Origin of the sequence: Sphingomonas sp. LH128, assembly GCF_000293195.2 — a bacterium.
In the GTDB taxonomy this organism is placed as follows: Bacteria; Pseudomonadota; Alphaproteobacteria; order Sphingomonadales; family Sphingomonadaceae; genus Novosphingobium; species Novosphingobium resinovorum_A.
Window position 1 is genome coordinate 1 of record NZ_ALVC01000017.1, and the last position, 20,928, is coordinate 20,928.

The 20,928-nt window shown below is 64.9% G+C and carries 16 protein-coding genes and 1 pseudogene; 10 read left to right on the forward strand and 7 right to left on the reverse strand.

From position 1 onward, the window contains the following. A pseudogene (locus LH128_RS01845) lies at positions 1-591 on the forward strand (DUF4139 domain-containing protein); the annotation flags it as partial. A 36-nt stretch (positions 592-627) separates the two neighbouring features. Here the strand turns inward: LH128_RS01845 and proP are convergent. Next, positions 628-2,133, reverse strand: coding sequence for a glycine betaine/L-proline transporter ProP (gene proP / locus LH128_RS01850; protein WP_008827871.1), 1,506 nt, complete (start codon positions 2,131-2,133; stop codon positions 628-630). Between the two features lie 457 nt (positions 2,134-2,590). Between proP and LH128_RS01855 the strand changes: the two genes are divergently transcribed. The 5 genes from LH128_RS01855 to LH128_RS01870 all read left to right on the forward strand — a co-directional run bounded on the left by LH128_RS01855 (position 2,591) and on the right by LH128_RS01870 (position 9,558). Further along, positions 2,591-3,532 (forward strand): homocysteine S-methyltransferase family protein, encoded by a 942-nt coding sequence (locus LH128_RS01855; RefSeq protein ID WP_008827872.1) that lies wholly within the window; start codon positions 2,591-2,593, stop codon positions 3,530-3,532. Positions 3,533-3,827: 295 nt separating this feature from the next. Beyond that, entirely contained in the window at positions 3,828-5,015 is a 1,188-nt protein-coding gene (locus LH128_RS01860; protein WP_008827873.1) for a MaoC family dehydratase, read from the forward strand. Between the two features lie 13 nt (positions 5,016-5,028). Beyond that, positions 5,029-6,732 (forward strand): class I adenylate-forming enzyme family protein, encoded by a 1,704-nt coding sequence (locus LH128_RS01865; protein ID WP_008827874.1) that lies wholly within the window; start codon positions 5,029-5,031, stop codon positions 6,730-6,732. Positions 6,733-6,805: 73 nt separating this feature from the next. Beyond that, positions 6,806-7,735 (forward strand): TonB-dependent receptor plug domain-containing protein, encoded by a 930-nt coding sequence (locus LH128_RS34255; protein WP_327195019.1) that lies wholly within the window; start codon positions 6,806-6,808, stop codon positions 7,733-7,735. Between the two features lie 32 nt (positions 7,736-7,767). Next, entirely contained in the window at positions 7,768-9,558 is a 1,791-nt protein-coding gene (locus tag LH128_RS01870; protein ID WP_327195025.1) for a TonB-dependent receptor domain-containing protein, read from the forward strand. Between the two features lie 118 nt (positions 9,559-9,676). On the opposite strand, the gene LH128_RS01875 is transcribed toward LH128_RS01870, so the two are convergent. After that, entirely contained in the window at positions 9,677-11,830 is a 2,154-nt protein-coding gene (locus tag LH128_RS01875) for a PKD domain-containing protein (protein ID WP_172704880.1), read from the reverse strand. A 419-nt stretch (positions 11,831-12,249) separates the two neighbouring features. Between LH128_RS01875 and LH128_RS01880 the strand changes: the two genes are divergently transcribed. The 4 genes from LH128_RS01880 to LH128_RS01895 all read left to right on the forward strand — a co-directional run bounded on the left by LH128_RS01880 (position 12,250) and on the right by LH128_RS01895 (position 16,324). After that, positions 12,250-13,158 carry a sugar phosphate isomerase/epimerase family protein gene (locus LH128_RS01880; protein WP_083910042.1) on the forward strand — a complete coding sequence of 303 codons (909 nt, stop codon included), beginning with the start codon at positions 12,250-12,252 and terminating at the stop codon, positions 13,156-13,158. Positions 13,159-13,206: 48 nt separating this feature from the next. After that, positions 13,207-13,965: a GntR family transcriptional regulator gene (locus LH128_RS31170; RefSeq protein ID WP_008827877.1), complete on the forward strand. Its 759-nt coding sequence runs from the start codon at positions 13,207-13,209 to the stop codon at positions 13,963-13,965. Between the two features lie 242 nt (positions 13,966-14,207). Further along, on the forward strand, positions 14,208-15,482 hold the full coding sequence (locus LH128_RS01890; protein ID WP_008827878.1) for an MFS transporter: 1,275 nt from the start codon (positions 14,208-14,210) through the stop codon (positions 15,480-15,482). Further along, positions 15,479-16,324, forward strand: a complete 846-nt coding sequence (locus LH128_RS01895; protein ID WP_008827879.1) for an SDR family oxidoreductase — start codon at positions 15,479-15,481, stop codon at positions 16,322-16,324. The genes LH128_RS01890 and LH128_RS01895 overlap by 4 nt, the downstream gene beginning before the upstream one ends. A 58-nt stretch (positions 16,325-16,382) precedes the next feature. Here LH128_RS01895 and LH128_RS01900 read toward each other — a convergent pair whose 3' ends face one another. The 5 genes from LH128_RS01900 to LH128_RS01920 are packed head-to-tail and all read right to left on the reverse strand — an operon-like array spanning position 16,383 to position 20,925. Continuing rightward, positions 16,383-17,201, reverse strand: coding sequence for an NAD(P)-dependent oxidoreductase (locus LH128_RS01900; protein ID WP_037517131.1), 819 nt, complete (start codon positions 17,199-17,201; stop codon positions 16,383-16,385). Further along, the gene (locus LH128_RS01905) at positions 17,198-17,983 is read right to left on the reverse strand and encodes a carboxymuconolactone decarboxylase family protein (RefSeq protein WP_008827881.1); all 786 of its coding nucleotides are present in this window, start codon (positions 17,981-17,983) and stop codon (positions 17,198-17,200) included. Before LH128_RS01905 ends, LH128_RS01900 begins: the two co-directional genes overlap by 4 nt. Positions 17,984-17,993: 10 nt before the next feature. Beyond that, positions 17,994-18,848: an SDR family NAD(P)-dependent oxidoreductase gene (locus LH128_RS01910; protein WP_008827882.1), complete on the reverse strand. Its 855-nt coding sequence runs from the start codon at positions 18,846-18,848 to the stop codon at positions 17,994-17,996. Positions 18,849-18,886: 38 nt separating this feature from the next. Beyond that, positions 18,887-19,678, reverse strand: a complete 792-nt coding sequence (locus LH128_RS01915) for a sugar phosphate isomerase/epimerase family protein (protein WP_051211384.1) — start codon at positions 19,676-19,678, stop codon at positions 18,887-18,889. Next, positions 19,675-20,925, reverse strand: coding sequence for an MBL fold metallo-hydrolase (locus LH128_RS01920; RefSeq protein WP_172704881.1), 1,251 nt, complete (start codon positions 20,923-20,925; stop codon positions 19,675-19,677). Before LH128_RS01920 ends, LH128_RS01915 begins: the two co-directional genes overlap by 4 nt. Positions 20,926-20,928 lie beyond the last annotated feature (3 nt).

Consider the following 20,928-nt stretch of genomic DNA (forward strand, 5'->3'; position numbering starts at 1 on the left):
CCCCCTCCGCCGCCACCGCCGCCCCCTCCTCCTCCTCCCGAGGATCTGGGTGACCTCAAGCTCTACCGCGTTCCGGAACGGGTCACCGTCGTCCCGCGCGCGCAAAAGCAGGTCGCGCTGCTGGCGCGCGGGAACATCCCGTTCGAGCGCCGATATCGCCGCACCGTCTCCCCCTGGCAGATGCTGGACGGCGCGCCGACTACCATCGTGCTGGTCCTGCGCAATGAAAGCGCGGCGGGGCTTGGACTTGCCCTGCCCCAAGGCACGACCGCGCTTTATGCGCAGGGTGCGGCAGGCCGACAGCTTCTGGGTCTCGGCACGCTGACGGACCGGGCCGAGGGAGAGACCTTCCGCCTTGCCGCCGGGACGAGCATGCAAGTCCTGGCGACCCAGAAGCGGCTGACGCAAAAGGAGTTGGTGCTGACCATCTCGAACGCCAACCCCTTCCCCGTGGCGGTGGAAATCCCGATCGGCTCGCCCGGCCAGAAGATCGTCGCACAGGGTGAGACGCTAGCCGAGACGGACGGTATTGCGACATGGTCGCGGTCGCTCGCCGCCGGAGAAGAGGCCCAACTGCATTACACCTTCTGAACCAGCGCGGATCGACACGGGAGATGGTGGGTCGCCCTAATCGGCGAGTGCAGGCATTAGCTCCACGTTGCCGTAATCGGCGCGCGACACGTCCTGATCGGGCAGCGCCCGGTCGACCGTGACAGGATCGTCGCCCTTCACGAGTGCCATGGCCTCTGCCCTGGTCTCCACGGCGGGCGGTGATCCGCGCAGCGGCATGCCCGCTGTCTCCTTTACCGTGAGCATGGTGACGAGGCCGATTGTGGCCGCCCCCATAAGGTAGTAGGCCGGCATCAGCGGGTCGCCCGTCTTATCCACCAGCCAGGCGGTCAGCAGCGGCGTCGTGCCACCGAACAGTGAGACCGACACGTTGAACGCGATCGACAGGGCGCTGTAACGAACCGGCGTATAAAACAGAGCAGGCAGCGTCGACGGCATGGAACTGGTGAAGCACACCAGTGCGACGCCCAGAATCATGAGGCCGAGGAAGATCAGGCCATCGTTTCCAGTGCCGATCAGCAGCATGCAAGGGATAGACAGAAGTATCAGTGCGGCGCAGGCACCGATGATCATGGGACGGCGACCAAGCTTGTCGCTGAAGAGCCCACCCATTACATTGAGCGGCATCATCACGACCATCACCAGAATGATAAGCAACAGGCCCTTGCTCTGCGCATAGCCCATCGTGACACTCAGATAGTTCGGCATATACGTGAGCAGCATGTAGTCGGTCACGTTGAACACCAGGACTAGCCCCATGCATTTCAGCAACTGCACACGGTGAACCCGGAACAGATCACCCAGCCGGGGACGATCGCCCTCGCGCTTGTCCACTTCCTCGGTGTAGGCCTGGAAGGCGGGAGTTTCCTCCAGCTTGAGCCGCATGTAGAGGCCCAGCAGGCCCAGCGGTCCGGCGATCAGGAAGGGTATGCGCCAGCCCCAAGCCAGCATCTCGGCCGGAGACAGCATCATCTGCAGCGCGGTGACGGTGCCGGCGCCTGCGATGTAGCCCCCCAGTGTCCCGAATTCGAGCCAGCTGCCCATTTGCCCTCGGCGGCGGTCGGTCGAATACTCGGCTATGAACGTGGCCGCACCGCCGTATTCGCCGCCGGTCGAGAAGCCCTGCACCAGTCGCGCCGCCAGCAGCAGCGCCGGCGCCGCGATGCCGATCTGCGCATAGGACGGGATCAGGCCGATCGCGAAGGTGCCCGCGGCCATCATTATCATGGTGAGCGCCAGAATCCGGTGCCTCCCGTAGCGATCGCCCAGCGGACCGAACACCAGACCGCCCAGCGGCCGGACGAAAAACGCCGCCGTGAACGTTGCGAACGTGGCGATCAACTGGGCTGTCGGACTGCCCGTAGGGAAGAAGACGTGACCCAGCGTGATGGCGATATAGCCATATACGCCAAAGTCGAACCACTCCATCGCGTTGCCGAGCGCGGCGGCGCCAACCGCCCGGTTGATGGTGGATCGGTCGATGACGGTCACGTCGTCCAGGGTCAGTTCGCTGCTGCGTTTGAACCAGCCGAATTGGGCGCTGGGCGCCTGGCTAGCGGACATGTTTTTCTCCGGTTTCGCCGAAAGCGAGTGCGACACAGCGCGCCCGACACGTGGCGAATAAGGCCGATGATCGACCAAGGAATGGAAGCGACGCCGAAGTCGGCATCAAGCGAGTTCGTCGGCCCCTAGACACGGAATCGTTAAAAAGGGAAACGGATGGACGAACCGTGCCCCAGGCAGGGCAGGTCGAAAGGCTTTCAATTCTTTCCAATGATGGCTTCCAGGATGACGGGCTTCTCGGCCCGACCCATCCCAGTCGCTTATCCGCCGATTTTCACTCTCCAAGGGCAGACCGGCCGCTTCCCCATCTCGAGCGAGCAAGCTCGGCCGTGTTCCAACCGGCAGATCTCGAGCTTTTTTGTCGCGCGGATACTATTGGCGATGGTGAGTTTTCCAGGACTTCAAGTGCCCCTCTCAATAAGATATGATTGGGCGTGCCAACGCGAGGACGTGGAAGATGGCAGGATTTACTCCGCAGAGAGACGGCCGCTTCTATCTGACGGAAGGCGGTCAGGAGACCGAGATACAATATCGGTACGGGCACGATCTGCCGGAATTTGCCATGTATCCCTTGCTCGACAATCCCGCCGCCATGTCCGACCTGAAGACGATGTACAGCCGCGTACTCGACGTCGCCGCCGAGCACGGCTTCGTCGCGATGCTCTCTGGGCTCGACTATCGCGGCAGCCCGGACTGGGGCGACAAGCTCGGCTATTCGCGTGCCGGACTCGCCGATGCGCTCCAACGGTCGATTGACTTCCTTCGCGAGGTCGCGCGGCCCTATGAGGGACAAGTCACGGAAATCCTCATCGGCGGACAAGTTGGCCCGCGTGGAGACGCCTACTCGCTCAACCGGACGATCACGGCCGACGAAGCCGAGGATTATCACGGTTTTCAGTTCGAGGTGCTCAAGCGTGCGGAGGTCGACTTTGTGTGGGCGGCCACATTCAACGGCATCCCTGAGGCGCTCGGTGTAGCACGGGCGGCTGCGCGGATCGGCCTCCCCCTTGGCATCTCCTTCATGCTGGATAGCGACCACCACCTCAAATCGGGCGCAAGCCTGAAAGAAGCCGTCGAGACCATCGATGCGCAGGCTGGCGACGCCAAGCCGGACTACTACGGTATCAATTGCTCGCATCCGCTTGAATTCGAACCGGCGCTCGAACCGGGAGACTGGGTCCGGCGCTTGCGCAGCTTACGCCCAAATGCGAGCGCAAAGGACAAGATCGAGTTGTGCTCGATCGGCCACTTGGAGGAAGGAGACCCCGTCGACCTGGGCCATCGCATCAGCAACCTGGCGCAACGCTATCCGCATATCGATATCTTTGGAGGCTGCTGCGGAACCTGGTCGTCGCATCTCGATGAGATGGCGCGCAACATCCGCAAAATCGCACGATAAACCCCATGCCCGTGCTGCAACTGGCCGCCGTTAGGTGCGGTTCGATTGGTGCTGACCTGCCCCCTGGCTTCAACCAGCGCGGATTAGAATCCGGCAGCTTTGTTGCGCATAAGCGCGGGGTTTAGCAATCGCCTTCGCAGCTACGCGCGACCCGCAAGTCTGCAACGGCAGGGAACACTTTGTCCTGATAGGTCAAGCCATACGGTTCTGATTGCGCGACTATGCCCCTCAACGACGAACCAGCGACGTTGCAGGCCTGCCCTGCGTCGCGTGGTTTCGCGAGGAGGAGCGGGACATGGCCGAAGCGGATCCCAGGATCGAAATGGATATCAGCGACGTCGAGTGGCGACTTGGTCACCAGGTCGGCGGCGGCGAGCTGTGGGAGCCATGCAACAAGACGGACATCCGCCGCTGGGTCATGGCGATGGACTACGTCAACCCGATCCACTGGGACCAGCGATTTGCAGCGGCGTCCAAATTCGGGGACATAATCGCACCGCAATCCATGCTGGTCGCACTCGATTACGGGCACGGCAACAATCAGGCCTGCGTGGGCCGGATCGATGGCCAGCACATGATCTTCGGCGGCGAGGAATGGTGGTGGTACGGCGTGAACGTCCGGCCCGGCGACCAGATCAGCCATGAGCGGATCTTCACCGGCTACAAGCTGACAGACACCAAGTTCGCCGGTCCGACCCTGTTCCAGCGCGGCGACACGATCCATCGCAACCAGCGCGGTGACCTCATCGCCAAATCCTGCCCTACCGTGATCCGCTATCTTGCCAAGGAGGCCGAAAAGCGGGGCATGTACGCCTCCACCGCAGGCACGCCGCACAAATGGACACAGGCGGAACTGGCGGAAATCGACCAGGTGCGGCGCGACTGGTTCCTTTCCAATCGCGACGGCAAGTCACCGCATTTCGAGGACGTCGCGGTGGGCGACAAGCTGCCGCGCCGGGTGATCGGCCCGCACTCGATCGCGAGCTTCACCACTGAATACCGCGCTTTCGTATTCAACATCTGGGGCAGCTTCTACTGGCAGGGCGTGGATGGCGTGCCCGACTGCTGGGTCAATCAGGACATGGGCTGGATCGACGGGTTCAGCTTCGACGAGGAAGGCGCGATGATCGATCCGCGCCTGCGTGACGGGCTCTACCTCGGTCCATCGCGTGGCCACATCGACGACAGCCGGGCGAGCGAGATCGGGATGCACCGTGCTTACGGCTACGGCGCTACGATGGCCGCGTGGAACACCGACTACCTGGCCTTCTGGGCCGGGCACGACGGCATGGTCCGCCACGCCAAGTCCGAGTTCCGCGGTCCTGCGTTCGAAGGCGACGTCACCTGGATCGAGGGCGAAGTGGTCGAGAAGATCGCGGATTCGGAATGGGGCTTCCCTGTAGTGCGGATCGAGGTGCGGATGACTAACCAGGACGGCAAGACGGTCGTAACTTCGGTCAACGAAGTCCAGCTTCCCTACTGACCGGATCGACGCCGTGACTCAGCACCGCTTCATAGCCGATCAGGCCCTGTCCGTCTCCTGCGGTCTGCCGCTCGGCGACGAGGCCGGCCTGGGCGCGCTGACGCTCGGGGGCTTCCTGCGCGAAGTTACAGCGCAATATTGCAGCCGCGAGGCCCTGATCCATTCCCGGCCGGATGGCACGACCGAGCGCTGGTCCTATGCGGACCTCTGGCGGGAAGCCAATGCGGTGGCCAAAGCGCTCGTCGCCTGTGGGCTTGCGCACGGCGAGCGGGTCGGCGTTCTGATGACGAACCGGCCGGAATTCCTGTCCGCCACTTTCGGCATCGCGCTCGCCGGAGGTGTCGCCGCGCCGATCGGAACTTTCTCGACGGCCGCCGAGCTTGGTTACCTCATCGAGAAATCGGCGATCTCTACACTGCTGTTCGAGCGCACCGTGCTCAAGAAGGACTTCCTGGCGGCACTGGCCGAACTCGATACCCGGGTTACCGAGGCCACGCCGCATAGCTTCGCCTCGCTGCGCTTTCCCTTTCTCAAGACGCTGGTCATGGTCGGCGACGGGGCCTGCGGAGCGGTGCAGGACTGGTCCGCTTTCCTCGCGGCGGGCAACGCGATCGCGGAGGCGAGTATTGCCGCGCGTGCCGCTGCGGTCTCTCCGGCCGATGCCGGCGTGCTGTTCTTTTCCTCAGGGTCCACCGCGCTTCCCAAGGGCATCGTATCCTCGCATCGCGGGGTGACCTTGCAGATGTGGCGCATGGGGCCGCAGCAAGGGCTGAGCGATGGCGTTCGCAGTTGGACCGCGAATGGCTTCTTCTGGTCCGGCAACTTCGCGATGATCGTGGGCGGCACGCTCGCGAAAGGCGGCACCATCGTTCTGCAGCGCACGTTCCAGCCCGCCGACGCGCTGGCGCTGATGGAGGCGCACAAGGTCCAGTTCCTCTTCGCCTGGCCGCATCAGTGGGAGCAACTGATCGCCGCACCGAACTGGGCCGAAGTCGATCTGTCCTCGCTGGTCTATGTCGACGAGACCTCGCCGATCGCCCGGCATCCGACGGTCGAGGTCGACTGGATCGAGCCACGGCATTGCTATGGCAACACCGAGACTTTCACGCTCAGCGCCGCTTACCCTGCCCAGACGTCGCGGGAAGAGGCTGCAGAGAGTCACGGGCTGCCCTTGCCGGGCAATATCCTCAAGATCGTCGACCCTCTGACCGGCCGGACCATGCCGCTGGGCGAACGCGGGGAACTGGCGGTCAAGGGGCCGACGCTCATGCTCGGCTACCTCGGCGTGCCCCTTGCCGACACGCTCGACGCGGAGGGCTTCCTGCGCACCGGGGACGGCGGGTGGCTCGACGATGCCGGACGGCTGCACTGGGAAGGCCGGCTGAACGACATCATCAAGACCGGGGGCGCCAACGTCTCCCCGCTGGAGATCGACGAGGTCATCCGCGAATGCGCGGGCGTCAAGGTCGCGCAGACGGTCGGCGTACCGCACGATACGCTGGGTGAGATCGTGGTGTCCTGCGTCGCCCTTCACGAGCGCGCGCAGGTCAGCGAGGAAGACCTGCGGTCCCACGCCCGAACCAGGCTGGCCAGCTACAAGGTTCCACGCCGGGTGCTGTTCTTCGCGCCCGAGGATCTGGCGGTCACCGGCAGCAACAAGATCAAGACAAGCGAGCTGCGCCGCGTCGCGGCAGAAAGGCTCGCCATGCAGACCTGACAATTCGTGTTGCGCCCGATCGGTCGGAAAGAGCCGGCGGGCGATGGTTTTCAACCAAGAAGGGGAGGATAACATGATGAAATTCAATAAGAAGCGCGCCGCGTGGCGTTTTGCGATCGGCGTGGCCGGGATCGCCCTGATGCCGGGCATGGCGGCGGCGCAGGAGAAAGCGGCGCCCGCCGAGGACACCTCGGCCGACCAGATCACGTCGGAGCCGATCGTGGTGACCGGTACGCTCATCCGCGGCATCGCACCGGCGGGCAACAACGTCATCGGCGTCACCAGCGAACAGGTCACCGCGACCGGCGCCGCATCGACGAGCCAGGTTCTCGCCAGCGTTCCGCAAGTGGGTAACTTCTTCAACGCCCTGCCCGCCGGTGTGTCGCCCCAGGCCGGAGCGAACGCGTCCAATCCAATTAACCGTCCGAACCTGCGCAACCTGCCCGGCGCCAACACCAGCGGCGGCGCCCAGACGCTCGTTCTGTTCGACGGCCAGCGTGTGGTCGGTGCAGGCATCCAGCAGGTTGCGGTCGATCCCGACATCATCGCGCCCGGCGTCATCGCGCGCGTCGAGGCCATGACCGATGGCGGCTCGGCCGTCTACGGCTCGGACGCTCTCGGCGGCGTGCTGAACTTCGTCACCCGCGACCGCTTCAACGGCCTTCAGGTCGACGCCCGCTACGGCCTGGGCGAAACTACAAGTCGGTCGATGCCAGTGCGATGGCAGGCAAGGATTGGGGCTCGGGCGGCTTCTACGTCGCCTACGGCTATTCGCACCATGACAGCGTCTATGGTTCGGACCGGGACTGGGTTAAGCAGATCAACTGGGACACCAAGGTGCCGACCGGTCGCAACTGCGCCGCTCCGAACGTCAGCATCGGCACGGCAACCTACGTGCCGTCGGGCGCCGGGCTGGCGGCCGGTGGCCCCAACGTGTGCGACTTCTCGGACACGGTTGCCATCTATCCCACCGCGACGCTGCACACGGTCTTCGCCCGTTTGAACCAGCGTCTCTCGGACTCGGTTCGTTTCGACGTGACCGCGCTCTATGCGAACCGCGCCATCGAGGCCGTAGGCGGCACGCTGGGGACCGGCGCTCTGAGCACCGGAGCCACGGGGCAGGCGACGCTGACCGCCGCATCGCCGTATTACCGCCCCACCGGCGATGCCAACACCGGCCTGCCGCAAGTCGTTCGGTACGACTACAGCCCCCTGTTCGGCGCTCGCTCTGCCACGCAGGAAACCAATCTGGAAACATGGCGCATCGCGCCGTCGATCTCGATCGAACTCGGCTCCGACTGGGAACTGAGCGGCCTGTTCAGCTACGGCATCGCCACCACCTCCTTTCGCAACGCACAGATCAGCACGACCGCGCAGGCCAGCGCACTCGCGTCCGGGGCATTGAACCCCTATGACGTGGGCGCCGCCAGCCCGGCCACGGCCGCCAGCCTTCTTCGTTACGCCGAGGGCGTGGGACGCAACGAACTGTTCGATTATCGCGCGATCGCCAACGGCCCGCTGTTCGCCCTCCCGGGCGGCTCGGTCAAGGCTGCCGTGGGCTACGAACACATGCAGGACAATTTCCAGCGGCGCACGACCAACGCCACCACGTATGCCTTCCAGGACCCCACCAGCTACACGCAGAAGGTCGATTCCGTCTTCGGCGAACTGCAAGTGCCGATCGTCGGCAGCAGCAACGAAATGTCGTTCCTCAACGAGCTGTCGCTGTCCGCCTCGGCCCGCTACGACAAGTACAGCGACTTCGGCGACACCTTCAATCCCAAGTTCGCCGCCACGCTGCGCCCCGTCGAATGGATCGCGATACGCGGCAACTGGGGCAAGTCCTTCACCGCACCATCACCTGTCGACCAGCTTGGCGTTCTGGCATCGGCGGTCGCGACGGTGCCTGCCGCCTTCCTGCGCACGCCGCCCGGCGTGACCGCAGCGCCCGGCGAGGTCGGTCTCTTCGTATCCGGCACGGCCCCCGGCCTGCAGCCCCAAAAGGCGACCAACTGGTCCGCCGGACTGGAAATCGAGCCGCCTTTCGTGCCGGGGCTCACCCTGAACGCCAGCTACTACAACATCGACCTGTCCGGCACGATCGGCCGACCGGTGACCAGCGCCGATCTCACCGACTACTATGCCAACTTCCCGCAGCTCTACTCGGTGCGGCCCACCGGTCAGGAACTGGCCGCCTATCTGACGCAGTTCAATCCGGCCAACTTCAACTTCACGGTCGCCAACCCCACCTCGACCTCTCAGGCGCTGATCACTGCGGGCGGGGTCACCACGCCCGTCCTGGTTTCGCTCGATACCCGGTCGCGTAACCTCGGGACCGCGAAGCTCGATGGCATCGACTTCAGCGCCAACTACGTGCTCGACACCAGCTTCGCCTCGTTCGATGCGAGCGCATCGGGCAACTATCGCCTGTCACAGAAGTCCCGTGCGCTGCCATCGCTCCCGATCGCGGACGACCTGGCGTTCAATACGCCCGTGTTCCGTATGCAGGGCACTCTGGGAACGACGATTGGTGGCCTTCGCGCACAGGTCACCTGGAACCACACCTCCGGCTACAAGCGCGGCACGGTCGAGTTCGGCCAGACCAAAGTGTCGGCGTTCGATGCCATCAACCTATTCTTCAAGTACGACGTGAAGTCCGATTCGGTCCTGACGAGCAACCTGTCGTTCACGCTGAACGTCCAGAACCTGTTCGACGCCGCCCCCCCTGAGTTCCGCAGCGCGACCGGGCTGGGTTACGACGCGACCCAGGGTTCCGCCTTCTCGATCGGCCGCATCGTGCAGTTCGGCGTGCGCAAGAACTTCTGACCGTGAGCGGCGAGGCCGGGCCACTGGTCCGGCCCCGACCGGGCAGGACGAAAAAATGCGGCTCCGGGGTTTTCCCCGGAGCCGTTCTCGTTCGATCGGAAAAGATAGCGCGTCGAGGCTACTTCACCACGACACGAACCCGGCCGAGGTTCATGATCCGCCCATACGGGCTTCCGGCTTCCACTTCCCGCTGGGCGGTCACGCGCAGTCCCACGAAATAGGTCCCCGGCACCGCGAAAGCGTGAGTGACGCTCACTGCGGCGCTCCCGTCCTTGCGGAACTCCAGAACCGCAGGATCGCTGAAACTGCCCTTCCCCTCGAAATCCCACTCCCCGCCGACGATGCGGCCAGTACCTTTTGGAAGGCGAGCCTCGGCGGTCAGGGTGACCGGCTTTCCGGCGGCGACCTCGGCGCGCAGGCCGCCATTGGCCCGCAGCGCGACCACCGGCTGAATGCCCAGCCGCGCCGCTGCCGTCGGCGGCACGATAACCTGTCCGTCCTTGATGGAATAGGCAGTGCTCGGCGCCGGTGCGATGCCCTTTTCCACCCACGCGCTGACGTCGAGCAGCGCCTGCTGCAGCACGCCGGTGAAAGTCACCAGTTCGGCGCTGCCCTGACCGCCATGTTCGGCATGCTCGGTGAACCAGACCCGGAAGGAGTCGTTGGCTTTCATGCCGAGGTGCTCGCCCACCTTAGTACGATACCAGTCCGCGCCCCACGGCCATGCCGCAGTGTCCGAGAGATTTTCGACGAGAATGACTTTCGCGCCGATCCTGCCGGTGGGCACGGCGCCCGCCGCTCCGATGGCGAACTGGGGACCTAGCAGCTTGGGCCGCTGGGGTCCCAGCGGTTTGCCATCCGGGCCGCGATACTGGTTCCAGGTGTAGAAGTCCGGGGTCGGGACCTGATGCCGGTGATAAGTCTGCGCGGCCAGCCAGTTCGAGTTGTCGATCTGCACTTCGTCCCCGGTGGCAAGCTTGGCGAGAACGGCCGGATCGTTGCTCTGCAGGACGACGATCTTCCCATCGACGCGCTGCAGCCGAAGCAGCGCTCCCGCCGCTGCGCCGCTGTTGACCTTCAGGTCGGCCGCGCTGCCGAAGTCACGTTGCGGAACCGCGTCGAGTTCGATGGCGACCGGCAGTTCGCTGCCTCCCGGACCCATCAGCGCCTGCCAGGCAAGCTCCGCCGTGCCCCGGGCCTGGCCCATCTGCGGCTTGAGCGCGATCCCTAGCCGGTTTGCATCGGCCGCCATGATGAGCCGCACGACTTTCGCCTTTTGCTGGATACGGGCGTCGCGCAAGGACTTGGGCGGATCGAATCCTTCATAGCCGGACTTGGTCCAGAAGTCGGTGAAGTACGTCGGGTCGGCCGCGAGCATGCCCGGATAAAGCACCGGAAAGGCCCCGACGTAGCCGCGCGCGAGAGCGCGCAACTCGGGCAAGGGATAACCAAACCGCAGGATCTCCCGAAGCGCCGAGCGCTGCTCGGCGTCCAGCCCCTTGTAAGGGTCCCCCGTTCCACCGACGTCGAAGGCGTCGATGATGCCGGGCAGTTTGTCTCCCAGGACCCGATAGGCATAGAGCGGCGCGGTGAAATTGTACGGCGTCGCCATCGCCGAGCCCATCACGAAGGGAACCGCCCCGTCCCAGACACCGGCCGTGTTCTCGATGCTGCCTACGGTCCGATAGGCGCCGCCGCTGCCGCCCCAGATGTAGCCGAAGGGGCGCTTGCCCCCGTACATCCTGGCGGCGACGACGCGGGAGAATTGGGCTGCAGCTGCGTTGGCCCGGTAGGCCCCGATGGTCGGGTCGGTCGCGTAAGCGGGGCCCGAGTTGGCGCTGGCTCCGCCGCCGTTGGTCTCGATGTAATAGCCGCCATGGTTGACCGCGAAACCGATGTTGCCTCCGCCATCGCGCGTGTCCTTCTGCGCGAGGTTCTCGCTGTCCGGCACCGGGGTGACGTATTCGAAGAAGCGTCCTTCGTACTTTTCCTTGGGCGGGAGGTAGAAGGAAAAACGCATGTCCGTGCCGGTGAAGCCGCCATGCACGTAACGGTGCCGCACCGGTGCATCACGCCACTCGTCGATGTCGACATAGGGTTTCGTGAAGAGAGGATCGGCGGTCGCACCCCGCGGAACGGCTTCGGGCCAGGCAATCGGCTCTGGCGATGCAGCTTCGCCCGGAATGGCAACGGCAGCTGAAAGCACTCCCGTGACGATGCACATCGCCGTCCCCAGACCGGATCGCGAACGAAAACTGGCTGAACGTCCCATTTTCTCTCCCCTGCCGTGTTTCTTGTTTCGGTCCTTGAATAGTGTAGGGGCCAAGGCCGGGCGCAAAGCTGAACTGCATCGTCCACGCGAATAAGCGAGTGCCCTTCAGGCGCGGACGACCATCCGCTACCGATCGACGTAATGGTCCCGGAGAACTTCCCGGCTCAGGCCGTATTCGGCGAGATCGTACTCGTCAGAACCGTACTTACCCTTCAAATTTCGGGAAGGCAGGCTCCATCGCCAGTGAGCAGCCGACGTCAGGAGTTCGTGGAAGCATCGCCAGCCGGGTCAGTTTGCCCGCTGCCGCAACGATATCCTGGGCGCGCATCTTCGAGCGTCTTGCGGATATTGCGCCCACAGCCCCGACACTCAGAGGGCGACACAACGATTGGGCGCACTTTATCCGAAATATCTGCATCATGACGGCGATATCACTCAGAAAAATTGCAAAAAAGAATCCTGTATTTTGGCATGCGAATGCAATGAGACGGACTCGATCGTCAGAGCAACGAAGGAATATGGACATGAACCGATTTGGCATCGATTCCCAAACGGTGTTCGGAATGCCTCCCGGGGATCACATCGATCTGGCGGCGCGACTTGGCTGCGGGCACATCTCCATTGGCCTTGCCCCGGTCCCGTGGCGCCTCCCGCAATTCGCACCATGGTCGCTGCGCGATGTACGATCCGCGCGGCTCGAAGTGGTGCAGCGGGCCGATGACAAAGGGATATGCCTGTCGCTCGGCGAGGGGTTTGCGATCCGCCCGGGCTCCTCTGTTGCCGCGCTCGACAAGGATCTCGACTTCATGGGTGAAATGGGTGTGATCGCAGTCGGCACGGTGGCCATCGAAACGGACCCGGCGCGCGCCATGGACGAATTGGCGATACTGGCGTCGATGACCCATGATCGCGGTCTCGGCCTCTATCTCGAATTTGCCCCTCCTCACGCCTTTCCCGGCCTTCAACACGCTTTGGGCGCACTGGACGCGCTGGGGTCGCCGCACGCCAAGCTGATCATCGACGCCATGCACCTGTTTCGCTGCGGCAACAGCGCGGAACAGGTCGCGCAGCTTGATCCGCAGCTTCTGGGACGCGTGCAGATGTCCGATGCGGCAATGGTAGGCCCCGGCAAGCCGTACATGGAAGAGGCGTGCTTCGAACGATCCCTTCCCGGCGAAGGGGAACTCCCCCTGGAGGCCCTCGCAGCTGCCCTTCCCCCGCATGTCCCGGTCTGTCTCGAAGCGCCAAACCGGATCGAGGCACCGGATATCGCCAGCCTTGAAGACTACGCCGGGCGGGCGATGCGGCAGGTCCGTGCGCTGTTCTGAAACACGCGCACTGGACCGCCGCGCGCGTTCTGTGCTTGAGATGCATCCATGAGCATCGCCGCCAAAACCCGTACCCCCCTGGAAGTCGCCGCGGAACGCCTTCGCGAAATTTCGCTCGCCAGTCCGGAGGGCACGCTTCTCGGGAGTGAAGAGGCGCTCATCGTCCAGCTCGGTTGTGCGCGCGCCACGGTACGTCAGGTCGCCCGCCTGCTGGAGCGTGAAGGCCTGCTGCGCGTGCGGCGCGGCATGAACGGCGGGTACTTCAGCGCACGTCCGGACGCCGACACGATCGAAGCGACCGTCAGCGCGTATCTCGAGACGCTCGACATGGAACCCAGCGACGTGACCGTGCTTGCCTCGGCGCTGTGGGTGGAGGCGGTGCGCAAGGCCGCAAGCCGCGATCCTCAGGCGATCGAGCCGACATGCAGCCGCCTGAAGGCAAAGATCGCGGCGCTCAAGGATGAGGCCACCTTCGATGCGGTCAGGGTGCTCGAACGCGAGACGCAGGATGCGATCTTCGCGCTGGCGCAGAGCGAATACATCAAGCTCATCTTCGATATCAATTCCGCCTTCTCCCGCCGGCGGTTCGCAGAGCCGATCGAGGACAACGCCAGCGCCGAGCATCGCGTGTTCGTGCGCGAGTGGCGGAACGCGAAACTGCTCGAACTTACCGCGATTGGCCTCGGTGACGGCGAACTTGCGGTGCTCGGCGCGCAGCTGAGCCGCAAGATCTGGCATTCGCGCCTGAAGCGCCGCTTCGTCGCTCTAGCCGCTGATACGTCAGCTTCTACCGGGCAACGCGGATGACGCGCGGCGGCGGGATGCAAATTAAGAACCCTTTATTCCGCCGCCGATTGATGATGCATCCAATGGGTGTAGCGGCGAATAGTAGATGAAATCTCGCCGTCCAGCCGTGCATATCGCTTGAGCGTTGTACAGACCCACTAAAAGAGGATACTTTTAGTGGACGGCCGCTGTCCTCGCCCCATACTGATCTCCCAAAGAAGAATCGCGCGCCGCGACAAGCGGGCACAAGGGAGAGGTTGCATATGACTGGAGAGCTCGTTTCCGCATCGGCCGAGTGGCGTCGCTACTGGCCGGTCGTGCTCGCCTCTTCGATCGGCTTCTCATTCATGTCGTTCATGACCCCCGCCGCCGGGGTGTTCATGGACCCGTTGGCGCGCGACTTCGGATGGGACCGCACGCAGCTTTCGAGCGGCCTTGCTGCGGCGGCCCTGATTTCCATCGTGCTCTCGCCGTTCATCGGGGCATTGATCGACCGCAGCGGAGTGCGCCGCATCGCCTTGCCGGGCTTGGTGCTCACGACCGCTTCCATCTGCGCCTTCGCGCTGGCGTCGGGTTCGTTCGTGCAGTGGATCGTCTTGTGGCTGGTGTGGGGGGTGTTCGTCCTGTTCGTCCAGTCGACGCTGTGGTCCACCGCCGTGGCGGCCACTTTCACCAAGGGCCGCGGGCTCGCCCTTGGCATAACCATGTCGGGCACCGCGCTGGCGCAGGTCATCGCGCCGCCCCTCAGCAACTGGCTGATCACACATTTCGGCTGGCGGAAAGCATTCGTAATTCTGGGCCTCGGCTGGGGCGGCGTTGCCTTCGTCCTGTCAGTGCTGTTCCTCAGGGGGAAAAGCGCGGCCGCCACGCCCGGTGACCGCCGAGCCCAGAAACCGGCACCGGCCTCGGACGTGCCCGGCCTGACGATCGCGCAGGCGTGGCGCAGTGTCGCGCTCTGGAAAGTCGCGATCGCCACCTTCCTTATCCTGACCGCGACCATCGCCGTCGTGGTGCATCAGTTCCCCATTCTGGTCGAGGCCGGGGTCTCGCGCGAAAGTGCCGCCTGGCTCGTGAGCTTGTCCGGGATCGCCGGGGTTGCGGGCAAACTCATCACCGGAACCCTGGTCGATCGCTTTCATGCCCGCTGGATCGGCGGCCTGACCCTGGCGTCGACCGCTATCGCCTGGCCCCTGCTCATGGACGGGGTCGCCACTCCCGCGCTGGTTGTCGTGGGTATGATGATCAGCGGCTATGCGGCCGGCACGAAGATGCAGCTGTGCAGCTACCTGACCGCGCGCTACGCAGGCCTTCGCCATTACGGTGCGATCTTCGGCGTGATGACGAGCATGATCGCGCTGGCATCGGCCATCGGTCCGCTTTCCGCCGGAGTGGCGCACGACGCCTTCGGCAGTTACTCCCCCCTTCTCCTCACCGGTGTCAGCATTTCGATCGTCAGTGGCCTGATCGTCCTCAGCCTCGGCGCTTATCCGGACTGGACGCCCGCCGTGTCCGACGATGGCGAAGGCGCCCCAGAATGAGCGGCGTTCCGGGCCGGACCCGGAGGCCCGACCTTCCGCTGGCGATCGTCATCGGTGCCGGTGGGATGGGCTCGGCCGTAGCAAGGCGCATGGCGCAGACCCACCGCGTGCTGCTGGCCGACATCGATGGTGAGGCAGCCCGTGCACAGGCCGATTCACTCGCCCGTGACGGCGCGGATGTCCATCCGCTCGCATGCGATGTCACTGACACCGACGCGGTCGCGGCACTCTCCCGCATGGCTGAGGGCCTGGGCGGATTTCGCTCCCTCGTGCACGTTGCGGGCCTGTCGATTGCGGCCGATGATTTTGCGAGAATACTGGCGGTGAACCTGCGTGGACCAGCGCTGGTTGCGGCAGCGTTGCGGCCGCTCGCCCGGCCGGGTGCAAGCGCCATCCTCATCGCGTCGCTGGCCGCGCACAGCTTCCGCCCTTCACCGGCCGTGATCGAAGTCCTCGCAATGCCCGCCGCACCGGACCTCGCCGACCGCATCGCCGGGGTGCTGGGCGCCGAGAATGCCACGCCTGCGACCGCCTACGCGCTCTCGAAGGTCGGCTTGCTTCAGATGGCACGGCGCGAGGCGGCGGACTGGGGCCGGGTCGGCGCGCGTATCGTGTCGCTGTCGCCCGGCCTCATCGCGACGCCCATGGGGGCGCTCGCCTACGAGAAGAGCGCGGGCAAGCGGGCAATGTTCGCACAGACCCCGTTGTCGCGCGAAGGCGCCATGTCGGAAATCGCCGACGCCGTCGAATTCCTGGCTTCCGATCGCGCATCGTTCATCAGCGGGACCGATCTGCTCGTGGACGGCGGGCTTTCCGCCGCGCTCGGATATCCGCAGGGATAGCCACTCGTTTGCCGCATTTTCCGAGTCATCAGGTGATTCTACCTGATTAGAAAATGCTCTAGGCGCGATGCACGGCCGCATCGAGAAAGTCCGCGGCGGCCTCGTCAAGTACGAGACCCGGTCCGTTCACGCCAAGGCTTGCCCTCAGGAGGGCGACATCCTTGCGCAGGAGCGCCGCGCCGTGCTCGAAGTCCTCGGGACGCGAAAGTCGCGCATAGACCTCGAAGCCGAAGCTGCGGCCGCTACTGCCCTTGATCAGCTCTGCCGCCGCTTTGCGGTCTATGCCGAGCGCCTCGGCTGCCGCGAGGGCGGCATGAGCCAGTCCCATGTTGGCCGCCATCAGCGAATTGTTCACGATCTTCGCGCGTTGCCCGGCCCCCGCGGCCCCGAGGTGCACCAGCAGCCCGGCGAATGCCTCGAAAACCGGCTTCGCCTTTGCGAAGGCTTCCTCCGTGCCGCCGCACATCACCGTCAGGGAGCCCGCCGCCGCCGCCCCGCCGCCGCCGCTGACAGGGGCATCGACAAATGCGATCCCGGCCGCTTCGCAGCGGCGCGCCAGGCGCTCGCAGCTTTCGGGCAGAATCGTGGAGTGGATCGCCAGCAGGCTGCCCGGTCGCATCGCGGGCAGCAATTGCTCGCAAATAGCGGCAACGCCGGCATCGTCGACCACGCAGATACCCACGTGATCGGCCCAGGCCGCAAGTTCCGGCAAAGATGCCGCCGCCAGAGCGCCTTGCGCCACGAACGGGGCGAGCGCCTCCGGCCGCCGCGCCCAGACCGTCAGCGGGAAGCCTGCGGCGAGCATACGCTCGGCCATGGGCGCGCCCTGGCTGCCCAGCCCGATGAAGGCGGTCCGGATGGGCTGCGTGTTCATCATGCGTCCCACGGCAGACCTTCCCGGTGGTTCCTGATCATCGCCAGCACCGCGCCCTGGATCACGGAAGCCTTCGGCCACCCTGCATGGACGGCGTACTGCAGGACGAACTCCTGCAACTCGTGCGCGGTACAGTTGCCGCTCGAAAGCGCCGCGTAGAAGTGCGTCTTGATCGGCGTCGCCGCGCAGCTTTCGGAAACGCCGACCAGCGTGATCCATCGCCGCGAGCGTTGGTCCAGTGCGCCGCGCTTCCACATTTCCCCGAACACGAAATTATCGATGCCCGCCTCGAAATACGGGGTCATCGGCGGCGGTCCCGGAAAGCCCATGACCGTGTTGAATTCGTCGATGCCGTCCCGCACGCGGAAATCCGGATCCCAGGGCTCGGCCCTGATCGAGTCGTATTCGCTGACCTGCTGCCCCAGCGCCATCGTCACGCGGGTGATCGCCCGATCCAGTTCCACGCCGCGCGACCACCCGGCATAGACGGCGAGGTGCAAGGCCGCCTCTCGCAGCTCCGGCTGGGTCAGTTCACGGGTAACCAGAGCGCCGCGAATGTAATCCTCGACAAGATCGGCCGGGCCGTTGCTGCTGGCCGCGCTGGCGATCGAGATCAGGTAGCGGGCGCGCATCTCGAGGCCCGGTCGCGCCCAGATTTCCGCGAAGATGAAATCGCGCCAGCTCGCCTCGGTCGGCGTGGCCGGAACCTCGTGTTCGCGCGCCGTGGCGCGCAGCGCGACCTGCGCACCGCGCGCCGAACGTTCGTGGGGATCGAGCAAGGTCATTATCGTCCCTTCAGCCCCGGATCGAATCGATGACGGCCTGGGTGATGCCCGGCTTGCCGGGATCGCCCGCCATGAATTCGGCATGCTTCTTCTCGATGAAGGCATCCGGGTTCGCGGCGACTTCGGCCAGCGTCGTCCAGACCTCATCGTGGGTGGGCACGACGATCTCCCCGCCCTCCATCGCATCGGACAGGATCCGTGCCGTCTCGGGCTGCGACTTGACGAACAGATGGCTTCCCGGCGCCCGCATCGTGTAGCCTTCACTGAAATGCTTCATCGCATCGGGCGAGGTCGTCATGACCGGGCCGGGACACAGGCAGCTCACGCGAATCCCGAACTGCATGAGATAGAGCGCGAGGTTCTGCGACATGGACAGCACCGCCGCCTTGGACGCCGCATAGTGAATTCGGCTCGCGGCGAACGGATAGAGCCCGGCGAAGCTGGCCGTATTGACGATGTGCCCCTCGCCGCGTCCCATCATGCGCGGAACCACAATGGCGTTGGCGCGCACCATGCCGAAGAGATTGACGTCGAACATGCGCTGCCATTCGGCAAGCGGGATGTCCTCGGGATTGCCGCCCGAGAGTATCCCGGCATTGTTCATGTGGATGTCGAGGGGACCGAGCGCGGCTTCGGCGGCATCGATGGTTTCCAGCACCGACGCCTCGTCGAGCACGTTGCAATGCAGCCCGGTGCTCTCGGCGCCCAGTGCGCGCACGAGTTCGGCGGTCTCTTCGGCCCCGTCCCTCGATATGTCGGCAACCGCGACGCGGGCGCCGCGGCGGGCCCATTCGAGGGCGATCTGGCGACCGATGTTCTGCCCGGCGCCGATGATCAGCGCCGTCTTGCCTTCGAATGTAGACATCTTCCCATTCCTCTCCCGTTATTGTTCGCGACCGGTGCTCAGATTCCGGCCGCGTACAGCAGGTCCGAAGCCGCCTCGATGCCCGCCCGAAACTCGGCCTCTGCGGTATCTGCGGTGTAGTCCGCAGGCACGACCTCAAGGTCGAACACGCCCTCGTAACCGGCTTCCAGCACGTCGTTCATCATGCGGCCGAGCGGCAGGTCGCCCTGCCCGACGTGCAAGCGCCCGCCCGGTCCGGAGATGGCGATGTCGCCGATCTGGACAAGCGCGATGTGCGGCATGGCGCGCTTCAGGGTCTGGGCAAGACCCCGCTCCATCCAGTTGTTGCTGAAGTCGGAGACGATCCCGAGCCCGGTTCGCTCGGCGATGTCCACTGCGTCGGCAAGGCGCGTGCAGAACGAAACACTGGTCCGCAAGCTGGGCTCGAACGCCGCGATCACGCCGTTTGCGCGGGCATGCTCAACGGTCGGCGCGACGGCCTGTGCGAACAGCGTCGCATCCTCGTCCCAGTTGCAGCGCACCGTCCGGCCGCTGGTGAAATAGATCGAATGGCCGCCATGCGCCGCGACCAGGTCGATCATCGCCTTGTGCGTTTCGCGCGTCGCATCCCACGTCTCGGGCGCGGCGAGCTGGAAGCCTGCGGTGATGAGCGTGCTGATGCGGATACCGGCATCGTCGAGCGCGCCAAGGTGGCGCTCCGGATCGTCCGCGATCTTGTTCATCAGCAGGCCCGCGTGCGTGACGCCCACGTCCTTCCACAGCGCCAGTTCGCGCTCGAACGGCCACCGGAACGTGCACATGGCATCCAGAGACAGACGCGGATGGGTCACTGCGCTTCACCCAGGGCCGTCTCCAGCCGGAGAATTTCGCTTTCGAGCCAGCGCACTTCGCTGAAGTTCTCCCGCCCCGCGCCTTCGAGCACCGCCCGCTGGGCTGCAAGCTGGACGCCGAGCGCGTCACGATGCCCGGGCTCCCCGGCGGGAATGGCCTCGGCCAGATGGAGCGCGAGGAGCGGCTTGCCTTCCTCCAGCAGCGCCCTCGCCCGCCCGAGCACCGGCGCATGGCCTCTCGCGAGCGCGACGAGTTCGGGAAACACGGCCTGGGGCGGAACCGAATAGAGTTCGGTGGAGGATTCGTAGCGGAACCAGCCCAGATGCTCCTCCCAGATGGAACGTACGATCCAGGGCACTTTGCCGTGCCCTTGCGGGATGGCGAGATCGTCGGGCAGGCGGATGGTATCCATCAGTTCCCACAGGCCCTTGCCTGCGTTCATGCCCTCGAAGGTCCGGTCGCGCAGGTACTGCGCCGCATCGCGCATGCGGGTCAGGCAGGAGCGTATCTCGGCCGCGCCGCGCACCGGCTCCCCGTGACCGGTGATGAGCACTTCGGGTTCGAGATCGATGACGCGCTGCACGCTGTCGATGTACCACTGCACATAGCGATAGCGCTCGCCCCGCACGGTGTAGAGATTGGGCACGTGGCCGAAGATCGGCCCGGTCATGTTGCCGGTGAAGACGATACGCTCCTGCGGCAGCCAGACGGCAAGCGAATCGACCGTTTCCCCGCCCTTCACCGACAGCAACTCGAATGCGCGGCCGCCCTGTTCGAAGCGGTGACTGTCCTGGAACGTGGTGGTCAGCACCGGCTCGGGCCGCTCGGTCAGTTCGCGCTTCTGGTCGCGGCTCCACAACCGGCGCGAGCGTGCGCCCATGGCAGGGCCGAGATCGCGGTACTGCTTGCGCACGAAGGGCAGGTTCGCCTGCCCGATGGTCTCCACCTCCGGGCCGCTGAATGTCGGCCAGCCGCCGATGTGATCCTCGTGGCTCTGGGTCAGGACGATCCTGCGGATCGGCTGGTCGGAGACGGCATCGAAGCGGCGCCGGTTCTCCGCCGCGCTATAGATGATGCCGGTGTTGACGAGGACGTTGCCGTCCGCAGTCGTCACCAGATAGAGATTGGACACGTCCCTGGACATGAAGATGCCATGGCCAAGATCGACCGCATCCTGCCGCCCGGCGCCGTCGTTGATGATCTGGGCATTGAGGGGTTCGTTGGCGTCCCGAGCCGTCTGGGTCATGTC